This window comes from uncultured Roseobacter sp. (assembly GCF_947491795.1).
Classification (GTDB): domain Bacteria; phylum Pseudomonadota; class Alphaproteobacteria; order Rhodobacterales; family Rhodobacteraceae; genus Roseobacter.
The window spans coordinates 534,747-559,015 of the sequence record NZ_CANLKW010000003.1 but is presented as its reverse complement, the minus strand read 5'-3'; the positions used below and the strand labels follow the sequence as shown (position 1 = coordinate 559,015).

General features: G+C 59.1%; 26 protein-coding genes. 12 read left to right on the top strand and 14 right to left on the bottom strand.

Features of this window, described 5'->3' with window-relative positions; genetic code table 11:
• The first annotated feature begins 68 nt into the window (after positions 1-68).
• Both Q1A34_RS14445 and Q1A34_RS14440 read left to right on the top strand, forming a co-directional pair.
• A complete protein-coding gene (locus tag Q1A34_RS14445) occupies positions 69-527 on the top strand; it encodes a (2Fe-2S)-binding protein (RefSeq protein WP_300035469.1) in 459 nt (152 codons plus the stop codon).
• Positions 527-1,102: a hypothetical protein gene (locus tag Q1A34_RS14440; RefSeq protein WP_300035466.1), complete on the top strand. Its 576-nt coding sequence runs from the start codon at positions 527-529 to the stop codon at positions 1,100-1,102. Before Q1A34_RS14445 ends, Q1A34_RS14440 begins: the two co-directional genes overlap by 1 nt.
• 11 nt (positions 1,103-1,113) lie before the next feature.
• On the opposite strand, the gene ureG is transcribed toward Q1A34_RS14440, so the two are convergent.
• The 9 genes from ureG to Q1A34_RS14395 all read right to left on the bottom strand — a co-directional run bounded on the left by ureG (position 1,114) and on the right by Q1A34_RS14395 (position 7,271).
• Positions 1,114-1,746, bottom strand: coding sequence for an urease accessory protein UreG (gene ureG, locus Q1A34_RS14435; RefSeq protein WP_300035463.1), 633 nt, complete (start codon positions 1,744-1,746; stop codon positions 1,114-1,116).
• Between the two features lie 19 nt (positions 1,747-1,765).
• Positions 1,766-2,395, bottom strand: a complete 630-nt coding sequence (locus tag Q1A34_RS14430) for an urease accessory UreF family protein (protein WP_300035460.1) — start codon at positions 2,393-2,395, stop codon at positions 1,766-1,768.
• Positions 2,385-2,870, bottom strand: a complete 486-nt coding sequence (gene ureE / locus Q1A34_RS14425; RefSeq protein ID WP_300035457.1) for an urease accessory protein UreE — start codon at positions 2,868-2,870, stop codon at positions 2,385-2,387. Before ureE ends, Q1A34_RS14430 begins: the two co-directional genes overlap by 11 nt.
• A gap of 12 nt (positions 2,871-2,882) precedes the next feature.
• Positions 2,883-4,592 (bottom strand): urease subunit alpha, encoded by a 1,710-nt coding sequence (gene ureC, locus Q1A34_RS14420; protein ID WP_300035454.1) that lies wholly within the window; start codon positions 4,590-4,592, stop codon positions 2,883-2,885.
• Positions 4,593-4,595: 3 nt separating this feature from the next.
• The gene (locus Q1A34_RS14415; protein WP_300035451.1) at positions 4,596-4,901 is read right to left on the bottom strand and encodes an urease subunit beta; all 306 of its coding nucleotides are present in this window, start codon (positions 4,899-4,901) and stop codon (positions 4,596-4,598) included.
• Positions 4,902-4,911: 10 nt separating this feature from the next.
• The gene (locus Q1A34_RS14410) at positions 4,912-5,214 is read right to left on the bottom strand and encodes an urease subunit gamma (RefSeq protein ID WP_300035446.1); all 303 of its coding nucleotides are present in this window, start codon (positions 5,212-5,214) and stop codon (positions 4,912-4,914) included.
• Between the two features lie 4 nt (positions 5,215-5,218).
• Entirely contained in the window at positions 5,219-6,034 is an 816-nt protein-coding gene (locus Q1A34_RS14405) for an urease accessory protein UreD (RefSeq protein WP_300035443.1), read from the bottom strand.
• Positions 6,035-6,171: 137 nt separating this feature from the next.
• Entirely contained in the window at positions 6,172-6,984 is an 813-nt protein-coding gene (locus Q1A34_RS14400; RefSeq protein ID WP_300035441.1) for an N-acyl homoserine lactonase family protein, read from the bottom strand.
• On the bottom strand, positions 6,981-7,271 hold the full coding sequence (locus Q1A34_RS14395; protein ID WP_300035439.1) for a putative quinol monooxygenase: 291 nt from the start codon (positions 7,269-7,271) through the stop codon (positions 6,981-6,983). Before Q1A34_RS14395 ends, Q1A34_RS14400 begins: the two co-directional genes overlap by 4 nt.
• A gap of 180 nt (positions 7,272-7,451) precedes the next feature.
• Here Q1A34_RS14395 and Q1A34_RS14390 point away from each other — a divergent pair, with 180 nt between their 5' ends.
• The 5 genes from Q1A34_RS14390 to Q1A34_RS14370 are packed head-to-tail and all read left to right on the top strand — an operon-like array spanning position 7,452 to position 11,705.
• Positions 7,452-8,537, top strand: coding sequence for an isocitrate/isopropylmalate family dehydrogenase (locus tag Q1A34_RS14390; protein WP_300035436.1), 1,086 nt, complete (start codon positions 7,452-7,454; stop codon positions 8,535-8,537).
• A complete protein-coding gene (locus tag Q1A34_RS14385) occupies positions 8,534-9,556 on the top strand; it encodes a Gfo/Idh/MocA family oxidoreductase (protein ID WP_300035433.1) in 1,023 nt (340 codons plus the stop codon). Before Q1A34_RS14390 ends, Q1A34_RS14385 begins: the two co-directional genes overlap by 4 nt.
• Positions 9,553-10,239: a GntR family transcriptional regulator gene (locus Q1A34_RS14380; RefSeq protein WP_300035429.1), complete on the top strand. Its 687-nt coding sequence runs from the start codon at positions 9,553-9,555 to the stop codon at positions 10,237-10,239. The genes Q1A34_RS14385 and Q1A34_RS14380 overlap by 4 nt, the downstream gene beginning before the upstream one ends.
• A gap of 57 nt (positions 10,240-10,296) precedes the next feature.
• Positions 10,297-10,947 carry an aldolase gene (locus Q1A34_RS14375; protein ID WP_300035426.1) on the top strand — a complete coding sequence of 217 codons (651 nt, stop codon included), beginning with the start codon at positions 10,297-10,299 and terminating at the stop codon, positions 10,945-10,947.
• On the top strand, positions 10,944-11,705 hold the full coding sequence (locus Q1A34_RS14370; RefSeq protein WP_300035423.1) for a TIM barrel protein: 762 nt from the start codon (positions 10,944-10,946) through the stop codon (positions 11,703-11,705). Before Q1A34_RS14375 ends, Q1A34_RS14370 begins: the two co-directional genes overlap by 4 nt.
• 6 nt (positions 11,706-11,711) lie before the next feature.
• Here Q1A34_RS14370 and Q1A34_RS14365 read toward each other — a convergent pair whose 3' ends face one another.
• From Q1A34_RS14365 to phnN, 4 genes are all read right to left on the bottom strand, one after another.
• On the bottom strand, positions 11,712-12,512 hold the full coding sequence (locus Q1A34_RS14365; protein ID WP_300035421.1) for an aspartate dehydrogenase: 801 nt from the start codon (positions 12,510-12,512) through the stop codon (positions 11,712-11,714).
• Between the two features lie 29 nt (positions 12,513-12,541).
• On the bottom strand, positions 12,542-13,030 hold the full coding sequence (locus Q1A34_RS14360; RefSeq protein WP_300035418.1) for a CIA30 family protein: 489 nt from the start codon (positions 13,028-13,030) through the stop codon (positions 12,542-12,544).
• 157 nt (positions 13,031-13,187) lie between these two features.
• Positions 13,188-14,381 (bottom strand): alpha-D-ribose 1-methylphosphonate 5-triphosphate diphosphatase, encoded by a 1,194-nt coding sequence (locus Q1A34_RS14355; protein ID WP_300035415.1) that lies wholly within the window; start codon positions 14,379-14,381, stop codon positions 13,188-13,190.
• A gap of 133 nt (positions 14,382-14,514) precedes the next feature.
• Positions 14,515-15,066: a phosphonate metabolism protein/1,5-bisphosphokinase (PRPP-forming) PhnN gene (gene phnN, locus Q1A34_RS14350; protein ID WP_300035412.1), complete on the bottom strand. Its 552-nt coding sequence runs from the start codon at positions 15,064-15,066 to the stop codon at positions 14,515-14,517.
• Between the two features lie 443 nt (positions 15,067-15,509).
• On the opposite strand from phnN, the gene phnF reads away from it, so the two are divergent.
• On the top strand, positions 15,510-16,238 hold the full coding sequence (gene phnF, locus Q1A34_RS14345; protein WP_300035409.1) for a phosphonate metabolism transcriptional regulator PhnF: 729 nt from the start codon (positions 15,510-15,512) through the stop codon (positions 16,236-16,238).
• Between the two features lie 259 nt (positions 16,239-16,497).
• Here phnF and Q1A34_RS14340 read toward each other — a convergent pair whose 3' ends face one another.
• Complete coding sequence (locus Q1A34_RS14340) at positions 16,498-18,132, bottom strand: hypothetical protein (RefSeq protein WP_300035406.1); 1,635 nt, start codon at positions 18,130-18,132, stop codon at positions 16,498-16,500.
• A gap of 465 nt (positions 18,133-18,597) precedes the next feature.
• On the opposite strand from Q1A34_RS14340, the gene Q1A34_RS14335 reads away from it, so the two are divergent.
• The 4 genes from Q1A34_RS14335 (at position 18,598) to Q1A34_RS14320 (ending at position 24,246) form a co-directional block, all read left to right on the top strand.
• Positions 18,598-20,499, top strand: a complete 1,902-nt coding sequence (locus tag Q1A34_RS14335) for an SLC13 family permease (RefSeq protein ID WP_300035403.1) — start codon at positions 18,598-18,600, stop codon at positions 20,497-20,499.
• A 578-nt stretch (positions 20,500-21,077) separates the two neighbouring features.
• Positions 21,078-22,253, top strand: coding sequence for a hypothetical protein (locus tag Q1A34_RS14330; RefSeq protein ID WP_300035400.1), 1,176 nt, complete (start codon positions 21,078-21,080; stop codon positions 22,251-22,253).
• 35 nt (positions 22,254-22,288) lie between these two features.
• Complete coding sequence (locus tag Q1A34_RS14325) at positions 22,289-23,572, top strand: hypothetical protein (protein ID WP_300035397.1); 1,284 nt, start codon at positions 22,289-22,291, stop codon at positions 23,570-23,572.
• A complete protein-coding gene (locus tag Q1A34_RS14320) occupies positions 23,569-24,246 on the top strand; it encodes a hypothetical protein (protein WP_300035394.1) in 678 nt (225 codons plus the stop codon). Before Q1A34_RS14325 ends, Q1A34_RS14320 begins: the two co-directional genes overlap by 4 nt.
• Positions 24,247-24,269: the final 23 nt, after the last annotated feature.

Sequence of the window (24,269 nt, the reverse complement as noted above, 5' to 3'; positions counted from 1 at the left end):
CAGCGTCAGCATTGCGGCAAGAATGGTCCTGACCTATCCTGATTTGAATACAGGCAGGAATTCATCCAATGAAACTGACGGTAAACGGTACTGATTTTGATGTGGACGTGGCAGAGGAAATGCCTCTCCTCTGGGTCCTGCGTGACACTCTCGGAATGACCGGCACCAAGTATGGATGCGGGATTGCCCAGTGCGGCGCCTGTACCGTGCACGTGGACGGAATCGCTGTACGGTCATGTCAGCTGGCAGTGGGCGACGTTGACGGTGACATCACAACGATTGAAGGTCTTGGTTCTGCTGAGGCTCTGCACGCGGTTCAGACCGCCTGGATCGAGCATCAGGTTGCACAGTGCGGCTATTGTCAGGGGGGGCAGATCATGCAGGCGGTGTCTTTTCTGAATCTGGTCCCCGACCCGGACGAAGAGGCCATTGACGCGGCAATGAGTGGTAATCTGTGCCGCTGCGGCACCTATCCGCGCATTCGCGCTGCCGTAAAGGCCGCTGCGCGCAGTCTGAATGGTGCGTAGTGCGCCTCGGTTTTGCGATTTGTCTGCTCCCCGGGATGGCACTGGCGCAGCAGGTGACGGTCAGTCCCGAAGATGGCCTGGCTGCCTGGGACCGGATTTTTGAGGTTGTGTCACACCCGCGCTGTTCAAACTGCCACACGGGTCCCTCGGACAGGCCGATGTGGTCGGGGCCGTCATATGGGCAGACACGTGTGCACGGTATGAACGTCCGGGCAGGCGAGAGCCGGATCGGTGCAGAGTATATTCCCTGCCGCACCTGCCATGTCACGGCAGAAAACGCCCGGAACGAAACGCCCCATGCCGCACCTCAGGTCGCGGATGCATGGCGTCTTGCACCAGTGGAGGCACACTGGTTCGGCCAGTCCAGCGAAACGATCTGTGAGCAGTTACGGGATCCCGAAAGGAACGGAGACCGGACCGCGGAGGAACTGGCAGAGCATCTTGATCACGATGTGATCCTGCACTGGGCATGGACGCCGGGCGGCACCCGCGAACCTGCACCCTATAGCCTGGAGATACACATCCGGGATCTGCGCATCTGGGGCAATGCGGGCCAGCCCTGCGCCACTGACTGAAAAGGCAGGTCTCAGGCCGGAGCTGTTTCCAGACCCAGCCCCGAAATGGCGCGCAAGGCACTGATCACTGTGTCCACGCCATCGCCGTGGCGCAGCGACGTAAAGATAAACGGCCTGCCGGCCCGCATCCGTGTGGCGTCACGTTCCATAACTTCGAGCGATGCGCCGACGTGAGGCGCGAGGTCTGTCTTGTTGATGACCAGAATATCGGAGCGTGTGATCGCGGGCCCGCCCTTGCGCGGAATTTCCTCTCCGGCGGCAACATCGATAACATAGAGCGTCACGTCCGCCAGCTCCGGCGAAAAAGTAGCACTCAGATTGTCCCCGCCGCTTTCAATCAGAATGGCCTCGATCCCCGGATGCCGTGCCTGCATTTCGGCAACTGCGGCAAGGTTGATTGACGCGTCTTCCCGGATTGCGGTGTGCGGACAGCCGCCGGTTTCCACCCCGATAACCCGGTCCTGTGGCAGAATCTGCAGGCGCATCAGTGCCTCGGCATCCTCGCGGGTGTAGATGTCGTTGGTGATCACCCCGATGGAATGCTGCGGCGAAAGGGCTCTGGCCAATGCGGCGGTCAGGGTTGTTTTGCCAGCCCCCACCGGGCCACCGATGCCAATGCGCAGCGGACCGTTCAGTTTTGTCATGTCTCACCCCTTGACGGTTTCATGTGCGGAACACTTTTGAATAGAGAGTTTCGTGACGCATCGCGGCGATATCTGCGGCAATGCAATTGCTGAAAAGCGGCGCACCGTCGGCTGTGGCCTCCTGTGCGACAGAACAGATCAGCGGCGCCAGCGTGGCCAGCACCTGTTGTCCCTCTGTCTGACCAAGGGGTACAAGCCGTACCGCGGCGCTGATCAGATTTGCGGCAAAAGCATGCAGGTATGCCTGTGCCGTCAGTTCAAGGGGCAGACCGTGCCGTGCCGCAGCGCACCCCACAGCGACCGGATATGCCTGAACCCCGATCCCGGTGTCCCAGACGGCGTCGACTGTCCGGCAAAAGGCAGCGCCCTGTTCGCCTGTTTCCGTCACCCGGCCAGAGCAGCCGGCCAGAGCGACAGCGGTTGCGGTCAGCTCATCCATAGCCTCCCCGCGCCACGCGCGTGCCAGAAGAGAGATATCGCTTCTCCCGCTGCCCTGCGACACCAGATCCTGCATCCAGATCTGCAGCGTATCTGCGTCGGAAATCCTGCCTGAAGTGATGATGTCCTCAAGGCCATGGCTGTAGGCAAAGGCGCCGACCGGGAAACCGGGCGACAGCCACTGCATCAGTGTCAGTAAATCAGTGCTCATGACCATGCTCATGGCTGTGCCCGGGGCCATGAGCCGCCGTGTGGTCATGGCCATGTGTCCGCCCGTGACCGTAGGCACCGCCCTCGGGAGTAAAGGGTTCGGTCACTTCGTGAATATGCGCGCCCAGCTGCGCCAGCATATCCGCCATCACCCTGTCGCGCTGGATCAGCAGCCGTGTGTCTTCGATCTGGCAGGGCGTGTGACGGTTCCCGATGTGCCAGGCGATCCGGTGCAGATCGTCCCCGGTGACTTCCAGCAGTGGTTCAGGCGCGGCGATTACGCGAATGCGGCTGCCGTCCACCGTTTCCAGGGCATCCCCGTGATCAATCGAGGTCGTTCGCGGCAGATCAACGAGAACCTGCTGCCCACCTGTCGTGGTCAGTACTTTGCGCCGCAGAAAACGCGCATCATAGTCCAGGCAAATCTCGTCACTGGCATCTGCGGCCTGTAGCAATACGGATTGTGCGGTCAGCATCTTTAGTCTCCGTCAGAACATGAAATAGCGCTGCGCCATGGGCAGCACGTCGGCGGGCTGGCAGGTCAGAAGTTCGCCGTCGGCCCTGACTTCATAGGTTTCGGGGTTAACCTCGATCCGGGGCAGGGCATCGTTCAGGATCAGGTCCTTTTTCCCGATACCGCGCGTATTTTTCACAGCGGCGATATCTTTTGCCAGTCCAAGTGTTTCGCGAATGCCCGCCGCCTCTGCCGCTGCGCTCACGAAGGTCACAGCTGACCGTTCAACTGACCGGCCGAACGCGCCGAACATGGGCCTGCTGTACACCGGTTGCGGCGTCGGAATCGACGCATTCGGATCACCCATCTGCGCACAGACGATTGTGCCGGACATCAGCACCATTGCGGGTTTGACGCCGAAAAACGCCGGATCCCAGAGGCACAGATCCGCGCGTTTTCCGACCTCGATGCTGCCGATCTCATGGCTGATACCGTGGGCAATTGCGGGATTGATGGTGTATTTCGAGATATAGCGCCGGACACGCAGATTATCATTCTCGCCGGTCTCTTCTGCCAGTCTGCCGCGCTGTTTTTTCATTTTGTCAGCCGTTTGCCAGGTGCGTATTGCCACCTCGCCCACACGCCCCATCGCCTGGCTGTCGCTTGCGATGATCGAAAAGGCGCCCATGTCGTGCAGAATGTCTTCGGCAGCGATTGTTTCCCGCCGGATGCGGCTTTCGGCAAAGGCGACATCCTCGGGGATCGATTTGTCGAGGTGGTGGCAGACCATCAGCATGTCGAGATGCTCTTCGAGCGTGTTCACTGTGAAGGGCCGCGTCGGGTTGGTGGAGGAGGGCAGCACATTGGCATCACCGCAGATTTTGATGATGTCCGGTGCATGGCCGCCGCCCGCGCCTTCGGTATGAAAGGCATGGATGGTCCGGCCTTTGATTGCAGCAACGGTGTTTTCCACAAAACCGCTTTCGTTCAGCGTATCTGTGTGGATCATCACCTGAAGGTCCATATCGTCTGCAACGCTCAGACAGCAGTCGATGGCGCCCGGAGTTGTGCCCCAGTCCTCATGCAGTTTCATGGCGCAGGCACCGCCTTCGATCATTTCCACAAGTGCGGCAGGCTGGGATGCGTTACCCTTGCCGGAGATGCCGAAATTCATCGGAAACGCGTCCAGCGCCTGCAGCATCCGCCCGATATGCCAGGCGCCCGGGGTGCAGGTTGTGGCCAGCGTGCCATGGGCCGGGCCAGTGCCGCCACCGAGCATTGTCGTGATACCGGAATGCAGTGCGTCCTCTATCTGCTGGGGGCAGATAAAATGGATATGGCTGTCAAAACCTCCGGCAGTCAGAATGCGCCCCTCGCCAGCAATGGCCTCTGTTGAAGGGCCGACAATGATATCGACACCAGGCTGCGTATCCGGGTTGCCCGCTTTTCCGATCTTTTCGATCCTGCCATCGCGCAGTCCCACATCCGCTTTGTAGATACCCGTATGATCGACGATCAGCGCGTTGGTGATGACGGTGTCCACGGCGCCATCTGCCCTGGTGACCTGGCTCTGGCCCATGCCGTCGCGTATGACTTTGCCACCGCCAAATTTGACCTCTTCGCCATAGGTTGTCAGGTCTTTTTCAACCTCAATGATCAGATCGGTGTCTGCGAGGCGGACACGGTCTCCGGTTGTGGGGCCGAACATGGCCGCATAGTTGTCGCGTGAAATACTGGTTGCCATGGCTCAGAGGTCTCCCATGATCTTCTGGTTGAAACCGAAAATGCGACGGGCACCAGAAACAGGAATGAGCTGCACTTCGCGCCGTTGCCCGGGTTCAAAACGCACGGCCGTTCCGGCAGCTATGTCCAGGCGCATGCCACGCGCTGCTGCTCTGTCAAATTCAAGTGCTTCGTTGGCTTCGCCGAAATGGTAATGGCTGCCGATCTGCACGGGGCGGTCACCGGTATTGGCGACCATCAGTGTGATGCTTTCAACGCCTTCGTTCAGCTTGATATCGCCTGCGACGGTTATGATCTCTCCTGGTATCATCGTGGCCTCCTCAGCGGATCGGGTTGTGAACGGTCACCAGCTTGGTGCCGTCGGGAAAGGTCGCTTCCACCTGAACGTCGTGGATCATTTCGGGAACACCTTCCATGCACTGATCACGGGTGATGACCTGTGCGCCTGCCTCCATCATGTCGGCGACAGACCGTCCGTCCCGTGCACCTTCGACCACGGCATCGGTAATCAGCGCAATGGCTTCCGGATGGTTCAGTTTGACGCCACGCGCCAGCCTGCGGCGGGCGACCTCTGCGGCCATGGAAATCAGCAGTTTGTCTTTTTCTCTCGGGGTCAGTTGCACAGGATTACAGTCTCCAGCATCGGGGCAGGTTGTTTTGTGTTAAATGATCAAGCAGTGGAACGAGCTTCTGGCGCAATTCGAACCCGTCCTGCGCCAGCAGGCGGCAGACCAGAATGTCAGGGGCTGGCAGACTGGCTCCTCCGGCATGCCCGATGATGTCGCGGGTGGCACCAAGCGCACCGCCCGCACCGGGCGCGATCCAGAGCAGACTGGCCATTGCACGCGCGCCGTCTGCAACGGCGGGTTTGTCCAGTTCGGCAGCAGCGTCACCGTCGAAATGCAAACCGTCGCGAAAAACAGGCGTGCCTTCGCGCCTGACGTTAATCCGGTCTGAAAAGTAAAGTTGCCGGACATCCTCGCCCATTGCCTGCCGTCCAAAGAGAACAGGCTCGACCATCAGAAACCGGGCCGTTTCGGCCAGATCGACGCGCAGGTCCCGTTTGAGCGAAGCGCCATCGAACAAAATGGTTTCCTGCGGCAGCCAACGCAGCGTGGCCTCGCCCTGTGCCGCCAGACGGTTGCGCACGGTTCCGGTCTGGCCGGTCTGTGCACGATAGGCCCGCTCTGCCGCCTGGGTGGTTACTGTGAGATCTGATCCGGCACCGGCTGTTGCCTCGGTGTCAAACCTGTCGCCGCCGGTGATGCCGCCCGCAGTGTTGACGAGGACGGCCTCCACCCGGGTGCTTTGCCTGGGGAAAAGCAGTTTGAGCGCGCCCGACTGGCGGAGCGTGTCAATGGCTGTGACAGACCCGCGTGACCGGACTCCGACACGTGCCTGTCCAATGGCGCGTGGTTGGTCCAGAGGTGTCGGGGAACGCATCAGCAAAAGGGACAGCTTTCGGGTGTTTCAGATCGTCTGCCAGACTGTCACATGGCTCTTTGCGATTCACCAACTTCAATTAACCTTTTGAACGCCGCCATCAAAAGATGCCCAAATTTTGTGCAGTTCAGGCCCGCTCAGGCGTTGCCGGACAGGCCGGGTATCCCATGCACCGGGCCCTGATTAAGGCGGCAGATGTGTTCTGCCGGACCTGACGGGAAAACCTGTGTCACCAGTGGATCGTGGCCGGGTATGATCAGTTCCGGACGGCTGGCGAGACGGCGCAGCGTGTCAAAGCCATCCAGCATGTTCTGCAAGTCAACCACGATCGGGAACGGTTTGCGGGAAAAGACATTTTCGTAAAAATGCGCGGCGTCCGAGGCCAGGACCATCCATCCTGCTTCCGTGCGCACCCGTACGGCCTGTAATCCGCGGCTGTGACCGCCGATGCAATGAACGGTAACACCTTCGGCAATTTCGGCATCGCCATCCGTGAAGGCGACTTTGCCCGAATAAAGCCGCTTCACAGCTTCGCAGATGTGACCGGCGGTAAATGGCATGCGCAGTGTGTCATGGCACATACACGGTCCGGTCGCATAGGCCATTTCGGCCGACTGCAGATGCAACCGCGCATTCGGAAACAGATGCAGACCACCGGCATGATCATAGTGCAGGTGGGTGACGATGATGTCAGTGATATCATCTGGCGTGATACCCAGCGGCGCGAGGGCCGCGCCCGGATCCAGCCGGATCGGACGCCCGCGTTCCCTCGCTTCCATTGTGTCATAGCCTGTATCTACGAGGATCTTTTCCGAACCACAGCGCAGCAGCCACATGAAATAGTCCATCGGATGCGGTGCGTCGTGATTGTCATCAAAGATAAAGCTGTCTGCGCGGGTCCGGCTGTTGCGGTCGGCATACTTTATGGCGTGGACTTCCCAGACACTCATTGGCGGACCTCCGACCAGGTTGTGACTGCTTTTGAAGCGATCATCGGGTCGGTTTTTTCTGCAAAGCTGAGAAAATGCGGCAGAGATAAATGTTTGTGAAAATCGGCTTCGGTTTCATACAACTCGTACAGAAAGACTGCGTTTGGTCGCGATGGATCAGTCGCCACGTCAAACTGGCGGCAGCCGGGTTCAGAGTCCAGAGAAGCAGATGCGTTTGCATGCATCAGTGGGAGGAAGTGCCCCATCTGATCGGGGTGAATTTCGAAAGTTACTGTAACTGCAAACATAATGTGCCTCTGGTTGTATTTTCTGAGCCTGCGCGCGGCACCGACTTGAGACTGCACCGGACTGATTGATCGGGCAAGACGCGTGCTGCTGGTTAATGAATATATTCTTGCATAATTTAATGTATACATTAAAGAGAAAACATCGGTTTGATCTGTTAAGACCCAACGTCAGGAGAAAGAATGAAATCGGCATTTGAAGTTACTGTGTTTGAGGGTGACGGGATCGGACCTGAGATAATGCGGCCAACGGTGGAGATACTTGCCGCTCTGGCCGAGGCCGGGGGATACAGCATGCGCTTTGCCGTGGCACCAGCGGGGGCTGCGCATTACGCCAAAACGGGCGAGTCGCTGCCCGAAAGCTCGATGCAGGCAGCAAGAGATGCAGATGCGATCCTGCTGTCGGCGATGGGTCTTCCCTCCGTCCGGTATCCGGACGGGACGGAAATTTCGCCGCAGATTGACCTGCGCAAGGCGCTGACGCTTTTTGCCGGTGTGCGACCTGTCCGCATTTTTCCCGGGCAACGCACACCGTTGAAAATGCCTGACGGCCGCGAAGTTGATTTCGTGCTGATCCGCGAAAGCACAGAAGGATTGTTCCACACGCAGGGCAAAGGCGAAGTGACTGCAGATGAAGCACGCGAAACGCTTCTGATCACCCGGGAGATATCTGAAAAACTTTTTGAATTCGCGTTTGGGCTGGCGCGCGAGCGCAAAGCGGCCGGACGTGGACCGGGAAAGGTGACCTGTGTGGACAAGGCAAATGTCTTTCGGGCTTTTGCATATTTCCGGTCACTCTTTGATGCCGAGGCACAGAAACATCCCGATGTCGCAGCAGATCACGCCTATGTTGACGCAACTGCGCTTTGGTTTGTGCTCAAACCCTGGGATTTCGACGTCCTGGTGACAGAAAATATGTTTGGCGACATTCTGTCAGACCTTGGGGCGGGGCTGATGGGTGGCCTGGGGGTTGCGCCTTCTGCCGACATTGGCCTCGACAATGCAGTGTTTCAGCCCTGTCACGGCTCCGCACCCGATATTGCCGGGCAGGGAAAAGCAAATCCGCTGGCGATGATCCTGTCTGCCGCCATGATGCTCGACTGGCTGGGTCTGCGCCATGACACACCGGCATTGCAAACCGATGGCAGGCGACTGCGTGAGGCCGTTGAAGCCGTCATTGCCAAAGGGCGCTTTCTGACTGCCGACCTGGGGGGCGCCGCCGGAACAGAGGAGGCAGCGCAGGCCGTCGCTGCCGAACTGGATCTGTGAGCGCCACGGACCAGCTGACGGTTGCCTGCCTGGGAGCGGGCTATTTCAGCCAGTTTCACTATGATGCCTGGTCGCGCATCGAGGGCGTCAGAACAGTTGGTTCCGCAGATCTGAACATCGCTGCTGCCCGGGCAACCGGTCTGCCAGCTTTCGGATCGCTCGGTGCGATGCTGGAGGCCGCCGTGCCGGATATCCTGGACATCATACTGCCACCGCCGGGACATGCGTCTGCAGTGCGCACAGCCATTGCGGCAGGTGTCCGCACCGTTATCTGCCAAAAACCCTTTTGTCTTGATCTGGCTGAGGCGCAGCAGATTGTCGAAGAGGCGGATAAAGCCGGTGTGACACTGGTTGTGCATGAAAATTTCCGGTTCATGCCCTGGTACCGCGCCATCCGCTCGCAGATAAAAGAAGGCAGGATCGGCACTCCGATGCAGGCGACATTCCGTCTGCGACCGGGCGATGGGCAGGGGCCTGACGCCTATCTTGACCGGCAACCGTATTTCCAGCAGATGCCGCGTTTTCTGATCCATGAAACCGGCGTGCACTGGGTTGACACTTTCCGGTTCATTTTCGGGGATCCTACTGCCGTTTATGCCGATCTCAGGCAGCTAAATCCGGTGATTTCCGGCGAGGATGCGGGAATGGTTCTGTTCGACCATCCGGGCGGCGTGCGTACGTTGCTGGACGGCAACCGACTGTCTGATCATGCCGCCGACAATCTGCGCCGGACCATGGGAGAAGCCTTGTTTGAAGGCACCACCGGGTCGCTGTCACTCGCCGGAGATGGCAGCGTGTCGTTCCGGGCCTTTGGAAGCGATATCTGCGAAGAGGTTCTTGGTCCCGATCCGTGGCCGGGGTTCGGCGGAGACTGCGTGTTCCATCTGCAGTCTCATGTGGTGGACTGCCTGCGCCGGGGCAAAACGCCCGAGAATACTGCTGCCGACTATCTGACCGTAATCCGCGTGCGCGATGCGATCTACGCATCCGCCGAGCAAGGACGAAAGGTGTCAATGTGATCTTTGGCCCGCCGAATGATTTTCGCGAAAAGTCAAACAGCTACCGGGCAGTCGGCGAGTTGCGCAGGCTGATTTTTTCCGGGGAACTGTCTCCGGGGTCGGACCACCTTGAAACCGAACTTGCCGAGCGCCTGGGCATGTCACGCACACCCGTGCGGGAGGCCGCTCTGATGCTCGAAGCGCAGGGGCTCGTTGAGGTTCGTCCCCGCCGCGGCATGCGCATTCTGCCGGTGTCTCCGGAGGACATGCAGGAGATCTATGACATTCTGACGGAACTGGAGGCACTTGCTGCTGCGAACGCGGCAAAAGCAGCGCAGGAAAATCGCGATCTGACGGCACTGGAGCGCAGTATCAGCGATATGGAAAAAGCGCTTGAGGCCGACGACCGCCAGGCCTGGGCCGACGCGGACGAACGGTTTCACGCAGCTCTGGTGCACCTTGGCGGGAACGGCCGGATTGAAGCGATCACGGCGATGATGGCTGATCAGGTGCGGCGGGCACGGGCAATGACGCTGTATATGAGGCCGGCGCCGGTCAAATCGCACGAAGATCATTGCGGTGTGCTTGAGGCAATCCGGGCAGGGGACGCCGAAGCCGCCCACCGGATACACCACGCGCACCGGAAAGAGGCAGGCGCATTGCTCATCGGTCTTTTGCGGCGGCACCGCTTTCACCAGCTCTGAACACGCCTGTGCACAGTGCCATTGTACGGAATTGCGAACCTGTTATGAACGGATACCATGAGTACTGAAGCCGATCTGCGTGAAACGATATGCACTCTGGCGGCCTCTCTTTTTGAGCGGGGTCTCACCGGAGGCAGTACAGGCAATATTTCGGCCCGGACGGACGATGGAGGTCTGCTGGTTTCTCCCACGGGGACAAGCTTCGGGCGCCTCGATCCAGGCCGGCTCAGTCGTTTTGATGCCTCGGGCCGGCTGATCGGTGGCGATTCTCCGACGAAAGAAATGCCCCTGCACTCAGCATTTTACGACACGCGGAGCAGCGCCGGGGCGGTCGTGCATCTGCATTCATGTCATTCGGTTGCCTGGTCGATGATGCCGGATGCGGATGACGACAATTTTCTGCCCCCCCTGACGCCCTACGCCATTATGAAGCTGGGCAAGGTCAAACTGCTGCCCTTTTTCCTGCCGGGCGATCCGGCGATGGGCGAAGCTGTACGCGGGTTGGCGGGGAAGCGCTCGGCGGTCATGCTGGCCAATCACGGGCCGGTGGTCGCGGGCAAAGACGTCGAAGCCGCCTGTAACGCAATTGAAGAGCTCGAAGATACCGCCCGGCTTGCCATGATGATGCGAGGTGTCGAGGCGCGGATGCTGACGGCGGAGCAGGTCAGCGCGCTGGTAACACAGTTTGATGTGGAGTGGGATGATTGACGCTTTTTTCTGCAAATCTCGGATTTCTCTGGGCTGACAGACCTCTGGCTGATGCGATACACGCGGCGCATGCTGCCGGGTTTGCTGCTGTCGAATGCCATTGGCCATATGACAATGACCCCGCTGATGTCAGGGCGGCATTGGACGAGACCGGGCTTGCCATGCTGGGCCTGAACACCATCCGCGGGGACGTCAGCGCGGGGGAGAACGGGTTGTCTGCTCTACCAGGCCGCGAGGCAGAAGCGCGCGCGGCGATTGATCAGGCGATGGGCTACGCCCAGGCCATTGCGGCAGGGGCTGTGCATGTTATGGCCGGCTTTGCACATGGTCCTGAGGCGGACGCCTGTTTCCGGTCAAATCTGGCCTATGCCTGCGAACAAGCCGCGGGCCCCGGGGTTACTGTTCTGATCGAGCCGCTGAACCCCTACGACGCGCCCGGATACTTCCTGAGCTCTACCGGGCAGGCAAAAACGCTGATCGACGATCTGGGGGCAGCAAACCTGAAACTGATGTTTGATTGTTACCACATTCAGCTGATCGAAGGTGATCTTACAAACCGTCTGAGCCGCCTTCTCCCCATGATCGGCCATATTCAGTTTGCCAGTGTGCCGGACAGGGGAACGCCTGATCATGGGGAGGTCAGCTATGCCCATATCTTTGCACATCTTGCGCAGATCGGATACGTGCAACCACTGGGTGCCGAGTACAAATCAACCCTGGCGACGGATGAAACGCTGGACTGGATGAAGTCCTTCTGACGGGGGTCAGATACAGATCAGACCCGCCTGATTTCGGAGCGCTCTCACAGCGCTCATTGCCGTCAGTGCCGAGGTTTTCGGGTTGGATGGCAGCGGTGCGCCCGCGGTTGTAAAGTCAAGCGAGGTCAGTGGCCCCCGTGCCTGGATACGGTGCGAATTTCCAGTCGCCCCCGGGTCAGCAATCAGCGTGACCTGTGTGTTCTCAAACCCCACACCCGCCAGCGCAACCGTTGCAACAACATTGGCGTTTTTGGGGAAAAGCCGGGCGGCATCCCCAGCAGAGCCGTCGAAAACCGTTGTTGCCTCTTTGATCTCCGTCAGATCGCATGTGTCTTCCGCCGGGGTTCCGCGCCAGGCCTGAGGTGGTTTTCGGCCCGTATAAATTACCTCTGTCAGTCCGGCGGCCGCTGCTGCGGCCAGTGCATCAATGCCACCGATTGCTCCTGGGAGTACAGATATCTGTGACCCACCTTCTTTTGCTGCGTCCTTCAGTTCTTGCAGAACAGTTCGGTCAGCGAGCGCTCCTGCGGAAAGCACACCAAGGCTGATCCCTTTTCTGATTACGTCGGGACCGATCTCTGCAAGCGCCTGATGGCCTGCGCATTCCAGCACGAAACCGATATCAGACGAGAAGCCATCCGGATGTGTGATCAGGCGGGTGTGGCTGTCCGGCGGGGCAGGCATTTCTGTGACGCGTTCCGGGCGCACCAGGACATCCGCGATCCGCAGCGCGCTGTCACCGTTCAGCTGATCAAGTATTTCCGCGCCAATGGCACCATAACCGATAAGCCCGACTGAGATCATCATAACGCCCCCTGAGCCACTGTCTGTTTCAGTCAGCGGTAAAAATATATACCTGCGACTGCAACATCTGCCGTGAATTCGCGACCAATGGCCAGAACACCGATCCGTCGCAGCTGTGCAGGATCGAAAACTGCACTGGTACGGTGGGCGGCAAATTCGCCGAAATCAATCCGGATGGTCGACCATGCCGGATTTACCGTGACTGAAGTGCGAAAGGACTGCCACGGGCGTTCCAGCTGATCTGTGCGCAGACGGATATCGTATTCCTCACCGTTGCCAGAAAGCTCGAATGCAATGCCACGCCAGGAGCTCGCGTCAAAGGCGCTGCCATCCGGTTTCAGATCGAAAGCCATCTGGATGAACCCGCCGTTGTTTCTGGTAGAAACCTCGCCGGTCAGACGCATCGCCGGGCGTCCCTGCACCTCAGTTTTACCTGCCTGACCTTCTGACAGGCCGCCCATGACACTGTCTGCCACATATTCCCAGCGCGGTTGCAATTCCAGTGTAAGATCCTCCGACAATGCGGCCGCTCCGCTCAGATGATAAACGAGTATCCCAGCTGTGATCCATGCTTTCATCCGGGGTGGCCTACCAGTTCAACGTACCTGCTAACTTGGTGCGCGGCCCCGGAATTGACAGTGCGCCATGATGAATAACCGGGGTCACTGCCGCCTTCTCTCAACTTACCCTGACGCCCTGACACCAGACGCCGCGCAGCAGCGGCGTTCCCGCATGCGAAGACACTCTGATCACATCACCCCTTTGCCCGGTCTCCAGCCTGCCACGATCGGCGAGCCCGGCCGCTCTGGCGGGGTTTTCGGTAACGCACCGGATTGCGCGGGGCAGGCTCTGCCACTGTTCAGCCAGGTAAAACGCAGAAAGCAGCAGTGCAGAGGGCACATAATCTGAGGATACAATATCCAGCAGGTCTGCACCTGCCAGTTCACGTGCCGAGACATTGCCCGAATGAGAGGCCCCGCGGATAATATTGGGCGCGCCCATCATCACGGCGATCCCTTTGTCGGCACAGGCCTCGGCTGCTTCCTTTGTTGTGGGGAATTCGGCAAAGGTGACCCCTTTGTCTGCAGATTGGGCCACCTGAGCGGCAGTTGTGTCATCATGACTGGCCAGGGCTGCGCCGTACCGCCGCGCCTCGATCACGGCACCGGCTTCGTGTCGGTCACCATAATGTTTCTGAAGCTCCCGCAGATGCGCGACATGGGCCGTGAATTCATTGTCTGACAGGCCTCTTCTTTTGGACACATAGTTTTTCAGGACTGCCATATCGCGAAACTGCCGCTGGCCCGGTGTATGATCCATCAGGCTGACAATCCCGACGCGGTCTGCGGGCCCGAACTCGCTCATTTCCTGCATCAGTGTTTCCGAGCAGATCTCTGCGCGAAGATGAAGAAAGTGACTAATGCGCAGGCACCCCTCTGCGCGGGCTGCGAGAATTTCATTTGCCATTTTGCGCGCATAGGCACCGTAGCGTGCCGAGCTGCTGTGAACAGAGCCGACCCGCAGCGCGTCAAACACTGTGGTAATTCCGGTGGAGGCCAATTCGGCGTCATGCGCAATAAGGGCGGGCAGGTGCGGCCAGTCAACGGCGGGACGCGGCTCAATATGGCGCTCCAGATTGTCGGTGTGCAGTTCGACGAGCCCTGGCATGACCCAGTCGAGGTGGCAGTCCACCGCATCGTCTGGTACATGGGTGCCTTCCTCAATCGCAGTGATCTGTCCGTCTGAAATGGTAACGCTTCCGGTCAGTACTCTGTCGGGCAGAACCAGCTGCGCATTCGCCAGAGACAGACTGCCGGTCTCACCGCTCCGCGAGGGGATGGCTTTGGGCAAAGGGTCCGAAGGTGTGTTCATTTCATATGCCTTTTTGAGGAAAGCGCCGCGAATAGTTTGCGTCCCTGATCATGAAGAGCACAGTTTCCGTCCGGGTCTTTTTGCCCGGCTGCACTGCTGATCTTAGCGTTCATTTGATTTCGGGAAAATGACCTCACGGGATGAGCCCGCTTTCTCTTAATGCGGAAAGGGCTGCGGCAATCGCTTCTTTCGGGGTCCGATCGTTGCTGATGTTTGCGATGGGCAAGCTGTCAGCGAGCGGCAGGGTACTGCGAGCCAGCCTGCTGTTGATTTCTGTTTCGCTTTCTCTGCCCCGTGCGGCGAGGCGCGCAGCCAATACCTCAGGGGAGGCCGTGACATGCAGCACGAAAATAGCGGGGAAGACAGTAGCAGCTGTCTCCAGAACACTGCGTGACAGGTTGGCGACGCAGATCCTGCCCCGCTGAACATCCCCGGCGACACGGCCTGGAATGCCGTAACGCAGGCCATGCGCCTGCCAGTGCAGACAAAATGCGCCGCATGCTGCAGATCTTTCAAATGCCGCCTGGCTGATTGCGTCATGTTCTTCGCCGCCCGAGGACGCCTGCCGGGTTATTGTTCTTCTGACAATGCTCAGCGACGGGGCCGCCGCCGCGATGCCCTGGATAACTGTATCCTTGCCAACGCCAGAGGGACCGACCACTGCAACAAGACATCCGCGCGTCATGATAAGGCATCCGGTGAGCTGGTCACGCAGGCTTTTGCCATGGTCGAGTGACAGCGAGGGTGATCAGTGAGGCCAGTTTGGCGTACAGTTGTTTCGGACAGTCGTACCGCAATTGCATCTATTGCTTTCTGAGGCTGGCTCAGAAACAAATCGTATCCGGCCTGCACTGACTGAAAACGAAATCCACTCATCGACATGGGCTGCACCCTTATTGGGTGTGCCCGGCAAATTGTCGGCCTGGTGCTAGGGCATTGCCGCCTTGAGATTGGGTGAGGGCGCGTTTTGTACAGCCACCAGGTTTCAGGCACAAGCCGCTCCCTGTGTCTGGTTCTGATGGCAAACGCTCACGGCATGTCGGTGCATCTGGACAACTCTTTCGAAATCTATACAACTATACATATCCTATCAGGCATCACTCCATTCCGACAGGGTCTTTGCGAACATTGGCAGGCGATAAACCAAAAAAGCGGCGCACCCCGATCTGGCAGGCCATTGCGACCAGTCTGCGCGGGGACATCGCCGAAGGGCGCTATCAGTCTGGTGACAGATTGCCCACCGAAGCTGAGCTGTCGGGGCGTTTTGATGTAAACCGTCATACAGTCCGCCACGCGCTGTCGGCGCTGAGCGATGAGGGCCTGGTGCGGACCCGGCGTGGATCGGGCACCTTTGTGGCCGCAACGCCAACCGATTATCCGATCGGTCAGCGCGTGAGGTTTCATGAAAACCTTCTGGCAGCCGGGCGGCATCCCGAAAAGCGCCTGCTCCAGACGGTGACGCGTTCAGCAACACCCCGCGAGGCCAGAGCGCTGGCAATTGCCACAGGAGATCATATCTGCGCCTGCCTCGGGCTCTCCCTTGCGGATGGCAGGCCGATTGCGTTTTTTGAAAGCATGTTTCCTGAAACCCGGTTGCCTGGAATTGGCCAGGCCCTGCAGCAGACCCTGGGGGTTACTCAGGCGCTGGATCTCGTTGGGGTGGCCGACTACACGCGGGTTTCCACGCGCCTTACGGCTGTCCTGGCAGATGCCACGCAGGCGCTTCACCTGCAGATCAGCGAAGGCGATCCGCTTTTGCGGTCCACCGGGGTGAATGCAGACAGTCAGGGCAACCCGGTCGAATATGGCCGGACTTGGTTTGCCGGTGACCGGGTGACCCTGACGCTCGATGGCTGAAAACAGCGGCTCATGCGATCTGCAAACAAACTGATTGTCCTCCGGGTTGAGTTCGGTCGCATGTGAAATACTACCAAAATGAGCGCAGGTGACATTGCCCGGACAGCTGTCGTTTCGCCAGGCCCCTCAAAGCGGCGAAAACCCGGCCAGGCCAGATTTCCAGGTGATCGGGATATGTCAGGCCTTGCCGGTGTTTCGGCGACGCATTCAGGTCGGCCCACCGCTGCCCGCGTATTCCGGGGCGCTGAAACGGCTGTTCTCAGGCCGCTCCGGAACGACACAGGCAACTGGCATGGATCGGAATGTCCGCGCGCGATTTAGCCAGATCAAGCAGCCGGCTGATGTGAACGATTTCTGTGACCTCATTGCGCCTGCTCAGGCATTCGTGCAGTCCGTGCAGAGCCCAGACATTACGCGGATTCTGGCTTGGACGCGGCAGGCGGTCATCCAGTCCGAGATCCGCGCGGTACACGGCTTCCGCTTCGTCCCAGATGCCGGCTTCCATCAACAAAGCCCCCAGCGCGTGCCGGGTGGGTTGTGGCCAGGCCCAGGGTTCTTCGTACATCAGGCCATCATCGAGCGCGACCGCGGCCCGCAGATGATCCAGGCCCTCTTGGTGTCGCCCTGCTTTGAAAGCGACCTCGCCCAGCATCATCTGTTCTGCCACAGCCAGGACATCCCGTGCACTGTTGTTGAACAGCATCCGCTCTTCGGGCACGGCGGCATAGGCTTGCATGAAAGCGGATTTCGCGACCTCCGCCGCGTCGTGCCTGCCCAGATTTGCCAGCGCAACGGTCCGGGCATAGAGAATAAGTGCGTTGGTTGTCGTGTAGAGTTCCTTGTCTTCGGGCTGTTCCAGCACCAGGGCTTCTGACCACATGCCGAACCGGATGTAGACATGGGGCAGCGCTGCAACGAAGGTTTCAAACAGATCCGGATAGACCCGCACGACTTCTTCGGGCACTTCAGCGAGCAGCCGGTCAGCGATGCTCAGGGCCGCAGTTTTCTGCCCCAGAAACATCGCCCCATAGAGCGCAAAGTGCAGATTGTGTATACGGTAGAGCGCGTAAAAGTTTGCGGCCCCTGCGTAGCTTTTGAATTTTTCGTCCGCTTCGGCGGCAGCGAGGTTGCGCGACAGAACATTCTGGAAGTCCCCGCACAGCACATCGATGTGCGAACCCATATGCACCAGATGGCCCGCATCCGGCACAAGCCCGGTAAGGCGGTCTCCATGGCGCAACGCACGTTCCGGGTGTGGCGACATTTCCATCAGGTGGATGTACATGTGCAGCAGACCGGGATGATCCCAGGCACCCGGGGTCTGTGCAAAGGCACGTTCCAGAACCGCCATAGCTTCTTCGGTCGAGGCTTCGGGGTTAGGAATGCCTTTCCAGAAATCCCACAGCTTCCACGGTGTACGGTTCATCAGTGCTTCTGCGTAAATGCAGGCGATGTCCAGGTCATCCGGGAACGTCTCGTAGACAGGTTTCATTGCAGCGGCAAAGCCATCTGCAAAAGGTTGATAGTCTTCGGTCGCCGGGTTATTCGGATAGCGCAGCGCCAGAGCTTCCAGCAGCGCGCTTTCTTCCGGGCGGGCATGGCTGAGCGCCAGTCCTGTTGCCAGCGACGCATGCGCCAGTGCAAGGGCGGGAGCCTTCTCTTCAGGGCTGAAAACCTCCCAGGGCTTGTTGTAATTCGGGCCAATGCCATAAGCGATCCCCCAATAAGCCAGGGCACATGTCGGGTCGGCCGCAACGGCTTTTTCAAAGCACTTGACCGCTTCTTCGTGATTGTAGGCAAAAAGCCAGATCAGCCCTCTGTCCGCCCAGAGCTGAGCTTCCGGATGCGGGCTGGCAGGGCGCGAATAGGTGCCCAGATCAAAGTATTTTGTCATGAAAGTCCCCTTTTTCCGGCGATATGCTAGCACAAAGCGGGTGCCCGCGCGACGGTGACGCGTTGTGGCGCATAATCAGTCCGCTGGCATTGCTCCCCGGTGCAAAATGCTGCCCGGGTGACATCTCGACCCGTCGTTCCAGCACTGCGCAATCGCGCAGCGTGGCTGAAACGGACAAATTGCACCCATCCGATAACAGCATACCCGACCATGGTTGCCGGCTTGGCCAACCTGCGTGCGTCGCGTCTGCGCCTCTTTGGGGTTGGCGTCCGATGAACTGCTCATCCGGGCCATTACCGGCGCATGATGAAGGCGCCGTTGTGACCTTGAGAATCCGCAAAGCGCCCTTGTTTGAACAGCACTGGCCGGATGTTCCGGAACATCCGGCACAGCGGAAAACACGCAACCACAGTATTTGCCATAAGGTTTTGTTGCGTAAAACAGCTTGCTGGTAGTAACAATTGCATGGGGGAGATTAACGCATTGGAACTGATCAGCCTGACAACAGAGATGGCCGTTGTGCTCGGCCTTCTGGCATTCACAGTTTTTCTCTTCGTCTCGGAAATTGTCCGGATCGATTTTGCCGCAATCCTCGTGATGGTTCTGCTTGGCCTGCTCAGTCAGTTGCCCGGGCTGGGATCGCTCGCAGATGTCAGCACGCTTTTTGACGGTCTGGCTTCCAACGCTGTGGTTTCCATCATCGCAGTCATGATCATCGGTGCGGGCCTCGATAAAACCGGCCTGATGAGCAAAGTCGCCTCGCTGATCCTGAAGCATGGCGGAAAAACAGAGACAAGGATTATCCCGATCGTCTCCGGTACCGTCGGGGTAATATCGTCGTTTATGCAGAATGTGGGCGCTGCGGCTCTTTTCCTGCCGGTGGTCAGCCGGATTTCAGTGAGGACCGAACTGCCGCTCAGCCGCCTGCTCATGCCGATGGGGTTCTGTGCGATCCTGGGCGGCACAATGACTATGGTCGGCTCTTCGCCCCTGATCCTGCTCAACGACCTGTTGCTCAGTGCCAATCAGACCCTGCCGGCAGATCAGCAGATGGAACCCTTTGGTCTGTTCTCGGTCACGCCCGTCGGTGTGTGCCTCGTTCTGACCGGCATTCTGTACTTCACGCTGCTGGGGCGCTGGGTGTTGCCGGCCGGCAAAAAGGTCGGCGACGGCACAAGCGGGCAGTCCCTGAAGAACTATCTCAAAAACATATACGGGCTGAAAACGGACATTTTCGAAATTTCCATTCCGGCCGGGCATCCGTGTGTCGGCGAGACTTTTGACGACGTTATGCAGCGCTATCACATTTATATCATCGGCAGCGCGTACCAGGGCAAACGCTGGTTTGCACCGGTCATTCAGACCGAGATTACCGCCCCCTGCCGCATCGCCGTTCTGGGACGGGCCAAAGTCATTGAACAGATGGTCCGCGAAGGGGGATACATCCTCCACGACAGCCTCGAGGTCTTTGCAGAGGACTATGCCGCCACAAAGTCCGGCGTTGCCGAAATGGTTGTGCCACCCGGCTCTTCGGTCATTGGCAAATGCGCGCACGATCTGGTGTTCCGCAAAACCTATGGGGCCAGTCTGCTGGCGATCCACCGGGACGGCGAGACGATGAGCTATGTGGAAACCGAGGATCATGCGCCAACCGCCGTTGGCGAAGAACCCTTTCACGCGGGTGATACCCTTGTCATTCACAGCACCTGGGAGGCGCTGACCCGTCTGACCCGGGACCGGGACTTTGTGGTCATTACAACGGATTTCCCGCAGGAGGAGTTGCGGCCCAAAAAAGTCGGCTGGGCACTTTTGTTTTTCCTGATCGCCCTGACACTGATCCTCTTCACCGATCTGCGTCTGTCACTCTGTCTGCTGACAGGGGCTGTCGGCATGATCCTGACGGGTGTGCTGGATATCGATGATGCATACGAGGCCGTAAGCTGGAGCACCGTGTTCCTGCTGGCCAGCCTGATACCCCTTGGCCAGGCCGTCCAGACGACAGGAACCGCGGGCTGGATTGCCCAGCAGATCCTGATGCTGCTGGATGGGTGGCCCATATGGTCGCTGCAGGCTGGCGTGGCTGTTCTGGCAACGGTTTTCACACTCATCATGTCCAACGTCGGTGCCACGGTTCTGCTGGTCCCGCTGGCGGTATCGATTGCCGTTGCAGCCGGAGGAGATCCGGCGATTTTCGCGTTGACGGTCGCGATATCGACGTCCAACTCATTTCTCATTCCCACGCATCAGGTGAACGCGCTGATCATGGGGCCCGCCGGTTACAGAGTGACGGATTTCATCAAAAGCGGCGGGATCATGACCCTCCTGTTCCTGGTGGTATCCCTCCTGGTGATGAGCGTGATTTTCTGAACGTGCGGTCTTTTGTCGGACGTGGCCGGGCCTGCCTGTCGGCGGATTCACGCCTGAACGCCGCGGCCAGAACCTGTCGGCGAACCTGCTGCAAATCTGCAGCGTGCAACAGGTTGTGAAACGCCGCTCAAATTGACCGAAAAGACCCTTTGCCTGGCGCGCGGTTCGCCGTTGACAAAGCATTGTACCGGAATGCTTTTTGCGGTGCACATTGCCTGATCTGACGGTCCCAAACTACGTGATACGTGCCCCGCGCCGCATGCTGCAACCTGTCAGAAAAATTAACCTTTGCGGGTATAAGCGCGTTTTTTAAGCACCTGTTAATAATAGGAAATCGCTATTGGTGTACACGTAAAAGTTGGAAAAGACACACGCAGGAGTAGGGCTTGTTAACTTTATTTGTTGCGGAATCGTGGGTTGCGATGCTAGCTTCACGTTATCGTGACAGTTGATTTTGACACTGGTTTCTGCGGCTTTTCTGTTGCTGCTGAAATCTGAATTCGGGCGGTTTTTTCTGACCGCATCTGACTTGTTCTGGAACTTTTTTCTGGGAGTATGCCGTGGCTTCCGCAGATATAATGAGCGCAGCTGAAATGGCTGCTGATCACGCCGAAATTCAGCAAAAGGCTCTTGCTGTCTATGCCGAGGCGCTGACATCCGCACTTGAACCCCTGGATGGCCGGTACCGGGAGGCACTGAGCAAGCTGACGCAGGTTCAGCAGGGATACATGTCTGATCTGAGCAACCGCGTTACGGCTGCTTACCAGAATTACGCAGAGACAGTATCGACGGTCTATGCTGGCAGCCCCAGTCTTGAGCCAACGGTTGAGGCCTTCAATTCCTTTGCAATGAAGTACGGCGAGTATGTGGATCCTGCGCGCTGGGCTGACATCGTGGCTCCGGCGCAGGAAAGACTTGGTGCGGCAATGGAAGAGGCGCAAACCGATGCGGACCCTGCCGGCGCCACGCAAAAAGCAATTGAGGCCTTTTATCAGGAACTGAACAGCACTCTGGTAAACGACAGCCTCGCTGGTGAGATTTCCGGGGCCCAGAGCGACTATGTCAGTCACCTCAGCGCACTCCAGGAAGAGATCAGCAAAGGCCTGCAGCAGGCGGCTGAGGAGCTTAACAGCAGCATTGGCCGTGCGGCCGAAGAAGCGTCACAGACCTTTGATCTGAATGCGACGGTCATGGACTTCAGCGCCGAGATTACGGCTGTCAGCGAGGATATGGCGGAGGCCTACCAGACGGCAGCGCAAGCCGCGACCGACTTCTGGCAGGACAAACTGGACGGTGGCGACGGCGCGGGCAGACCACCCCCGGCCAGTGAGTTCCGGTCCACTGCGACGACCACGCGAAAGCCGGCGGCCCCGGCGCCGGTAGCTGCCGCACCTAAACCCGTCGCAAGACCCGCACCTGCAGCGGCGTCGGCACGGTCTGCAGCCGACACCGCCCGGGCGACAAAAGCGATGTCCGTGAGTACCGCGAGCATGCCACGGGCAAGCTGGGTTAACGTGCCGGAACCAGCCAAGGCAAAGCCTGCTGAAACGAAAAAGGCAGCACCGGCAGCAAAGAAAGCAGCGGCAGCCAGGCCAGCTGCGGCTAAGAAAAAACCGACCCCTGCGCGAACCGGCACTGCAAAAAGCAAAACCAAAGTAACGAAATCTGCGGCTTCGGGCCCGGCAAAATCCGGCACTGCCGCAAAAGACGGAACCCGGGCGACCGGCAAGACAGGTGCGAAGAAGCAAGAGTAACCGGGCTGGCAGGCCCCAGTTGTGGGAGTATTTGAGTGTCCGCTTCGCTGAAACAGCTTCTTTTCAATCACGACGCCACAGACAAACGTGGCAGCGCGCTGAACCTGCGCATCGACTATGACGAGGCCATTGTCGGGCCGGAATGGTCCCGCACTTCGGTCAGACTGCCGATTGAACTGCCCATCGCCTATGCTGCACGTCACATTGATCCTGGCGCCCTCGGCATTTTTGCGAATTTTTCCTGGAACGGGCTGCCGCCACAAAGGCTGGAGATACAGGCCGTTCCGGCTCAACCGCGTCTGTCAGACGCCGATCCGCGCACAGCTCTGCTGAGGTCTCTGGCAGACAGCTGGGCACCGATCAATCCAACCCTTTCGCGCTATTACGCATCTCTTGCCGAACTGGCAGCCGACGCCCCGCCGATCCTGGGGCGCATTCCACCAACGCCGGTCACAATCGGTGCGGACGGTGAGAGCGGCGCGGTTTTTCTGAAGCTGAATGGCGGGCGTCTGCGGGCCAGTGCCGTCGGCATTCACGAGATCGCCTGGCGCTGGCAGTATCGGACAGCGACCTCACCACGCTGGCAGGACTTTGACACCTCCTTCCACCGGATATTCACCACGCTTGATCTGCCGGCGACCCCCTGGTTGCAGGAGCCCGCAGAAGTCTGGAACAGTGCTTTGCCCTGGTCGGGTGCGCTGGAGCTCGCCTGCAGCTGGGCATCGGGTGCACGGCTGAAGCGGGATGTGGCTGCGATGATATGCGCAGGTGTACATGCTATGGGCTATGGCCAGATCGAGTATGGCTGCCCGGTGGGTGCTCGTGAGATGTACACCAACACGCCCATGGGGATTTTCGATCTGACCGCCTTTCTGGAGCGCGCGCGCGGAGGACTGGGTAACGGGCCCTACGTGAACTGCACAGACTGCGCCTGTGCCGTATCAACTTTTGCCAATCTGCTGGGCGCGGACCTCTGGCAGGGTCGTATGGGCCAGTATGTGCCCGCCTTTATGCTGCGCGACAGCCAGACCATCGGCCACAGTTCCTGGGGCAGCCCGTGCAATCTGGGTCTTGGGTTCATGTTTCACGAAGTCGGCTGGAGTGGCGACTGCGAACAGGATGACGCGATCTATGATGCTTCAGTTGTTGTCGACAGCAACCTGTCGCCCTTTGCCCATCTGCCCGTGCCGCTTTTGCCCGCGGGCATTCCGTTTGGTTCGATATGGCAGACCTTTTACAGGCGCATGCTTGCAGCACCGGAGTCCCTGCTGATCTGCCACCCCCTGCCTGAAGAGCGACGGAGGCGCGCACTGATATGAGCGACACCGATTTTACTGCGACGTCCCGGGCACAGATGGATGCCGTTGGTCAGGCTGTGGGTGAGGAGGCTTTTGCGCCCGCCCCAGAGGAGGAAATCTCGGTCCGCAATTTTGGATTCACGGCGGATATGCTGCCCGGCTGGATATTTGCCCGTGCGCGGGAAATCGATACCGGGCGGGGTGTCCGGCTGATCCAGGTCAACGCGCAGGCCACAGGTTCGGAAAGTATGGCCCGGATCGAAATTCTGGAAACAGAAGATGCCGGCCAGGGCCGCGCGCTTTTCATGGAAACACTGGCGCGGTTTCAGCGTGATCCTGCGGATCTGCTGCGCATCCCGCCGCGCTTTGCCGAGGCCGAGGCCGTGCCCGGCCAGGGGACATTCGTATTTTTGCGCGGCAACCTTGTGGTCACAGTTGCAAGTATCGGCGCTGTGATCCTGCAGGCCGAAGACCTGGCGGAAGCTTTGGACCAGTCGATCTGTAAAAAGCCTCAGGATGCGTCTGACAGCAAGCCGGTGACGTCTGGCCGTGGAGCCGATCGCACGATGGTCAAATCCTTCACCCGGCGCACTGCGCGCGGCGATGCCCGGCAGGAGGCCTTTGCAATTTCCCCGGACGGCAGCGTTGCGCGTGTCTCTGACAGCGATGAGCCGGGGCAAAAGGGCAGCGAATAAGCACGAAAGGACATCTGGCAGGC

Excerpts from the sequence above, each read along its gene's own strand:
- Q1A34_RS14445 (WP_300035469.1), top strand. The coding sequence starts at position 69 with ATGAAACTGACGGTAAACGGTACTGATTTTGATGTGGACGTGGCAGAG.
- ureG (WP_300035463.1), bottom strand. The coding sequence starts at position 1,746 with ATGACAAAACTGAACGGTCCGCTGCGCATTGGCATCGGTGGCCCGGTG.
- Q1A34_RS14430 (WP_300035460.1), bottom strand. The coding sequence starts at position 2,395 with ATGAGCACTGATTTACTGACACTGATGCAGTGGCTGTCGCCCGGTTTC.
- ureE (WP_300035457.1), bottom strand. The coding sequence starts at position 2,870 with ATGCTGACCGCACAATCCGTATTGCTACAGGCCGCAGATGCCAGTGAC.
- ureC (WP_300035454.1), bottom strand. The coding sequence starts at position 4,592 with ATGGCAACCAGTATTTCACGCGACAACTATGCGGCCATGTTCGGCCCC.
- Q1A34_RS14415 (WP_300035451.1), bottom strand. The coding sequence starts at position 4,901 with ATGATACCAGGAGAGATCATAACCGTCGCAGGCGATATCAAGCTGAAC.
- Q1A34_RS14405 (WP_300035443.1), bottom strand. The coding sequence starts at position 6,034 with ATGCGTTCCCCGACACCTCTGGACCAACCACGCGCCATTGGACAGGCA.
- Q1A34_RS14400 (WP_300035441.1), bottom strand. The coding sequence starts at position 6,984 with ATGAGTGTCTGGGAAGTCCACGCCATAAAGTATGCCGACCGCAACAGC.
- Q1A34_RS14395 (WP_300035439.1), bottom strand. The coding sequence starts at position 7,271 with ATGTTTGCAGTTACAGTAACTTTCGAAATTCACCCCGATCAGATGGGG.
- Q1A34_RS14390 (WP_300035436.1), top strand. The coding sequence starts at position 7,452 with ATGAAATCGGCATTTGAAGTTACTGTGTTTGAGGGTGACGGGATCGGA.
- Q1A34_RS14375 (WP_300035426.1), top strand. The coding sequence starts at position 10,297 with ATGAGTACTGAAGCCGATCTGCGTGAAACGATATGCACTCTGGCGGCC.
- Q1A34_RS14365 (WP_300035421.1), bottom strand. The coding sequence starts at position 12,512 with ATGATGATCTCAGTCGGGCTTATCGGTTATGGTGCCATTGGCGCGGAA.
- Q1A34_RS14355 (WP_300035415.1), bottom strand. The coding sequence starts at position 14,381 with ATGAACACACCTTCGGACCCTTTGCCCAAAGCCATCCCCTCGCGGAGC.
- phnN (WP_300035412.1), bottom strand. The coding sequence starts at position 15,066 with ATGACGCGCGGATGTCTTGTTGCAGTGGTCGGTCCCTCTGGCGTTGGC.
- Q1A34_RS14340 (WP_300035406.1), bottom strand. The coding sequence starts at position 18,132 with ATGACAAAATACTTTGATCTGGGCACCTATTCGCGCCCTGCCAGCCCG.
- Q1A34_RS14335 (WP_300035403.1), top strand. The coding sequence starts at position 18,598 with ATGGGGGAGATTAACGCATTGGAACTGATCAGCCTGACAACAGAGATG.
- Q1A34_RS14330 (WP_300035400.1), top strand. The coding sequence starts at position 21,078 with ATGAGCGCAGCTGAAATGGCTGCTGATCACGCCGAAATTCAGCAAAAG.
- Q1A34_RS14320 (WP_300035394.1), top strand. The coding sequence starts at position 23,569 with ATGAGCGACACCGATTTTACTGCGACGTCCCGGGCACAGATGGATGCC.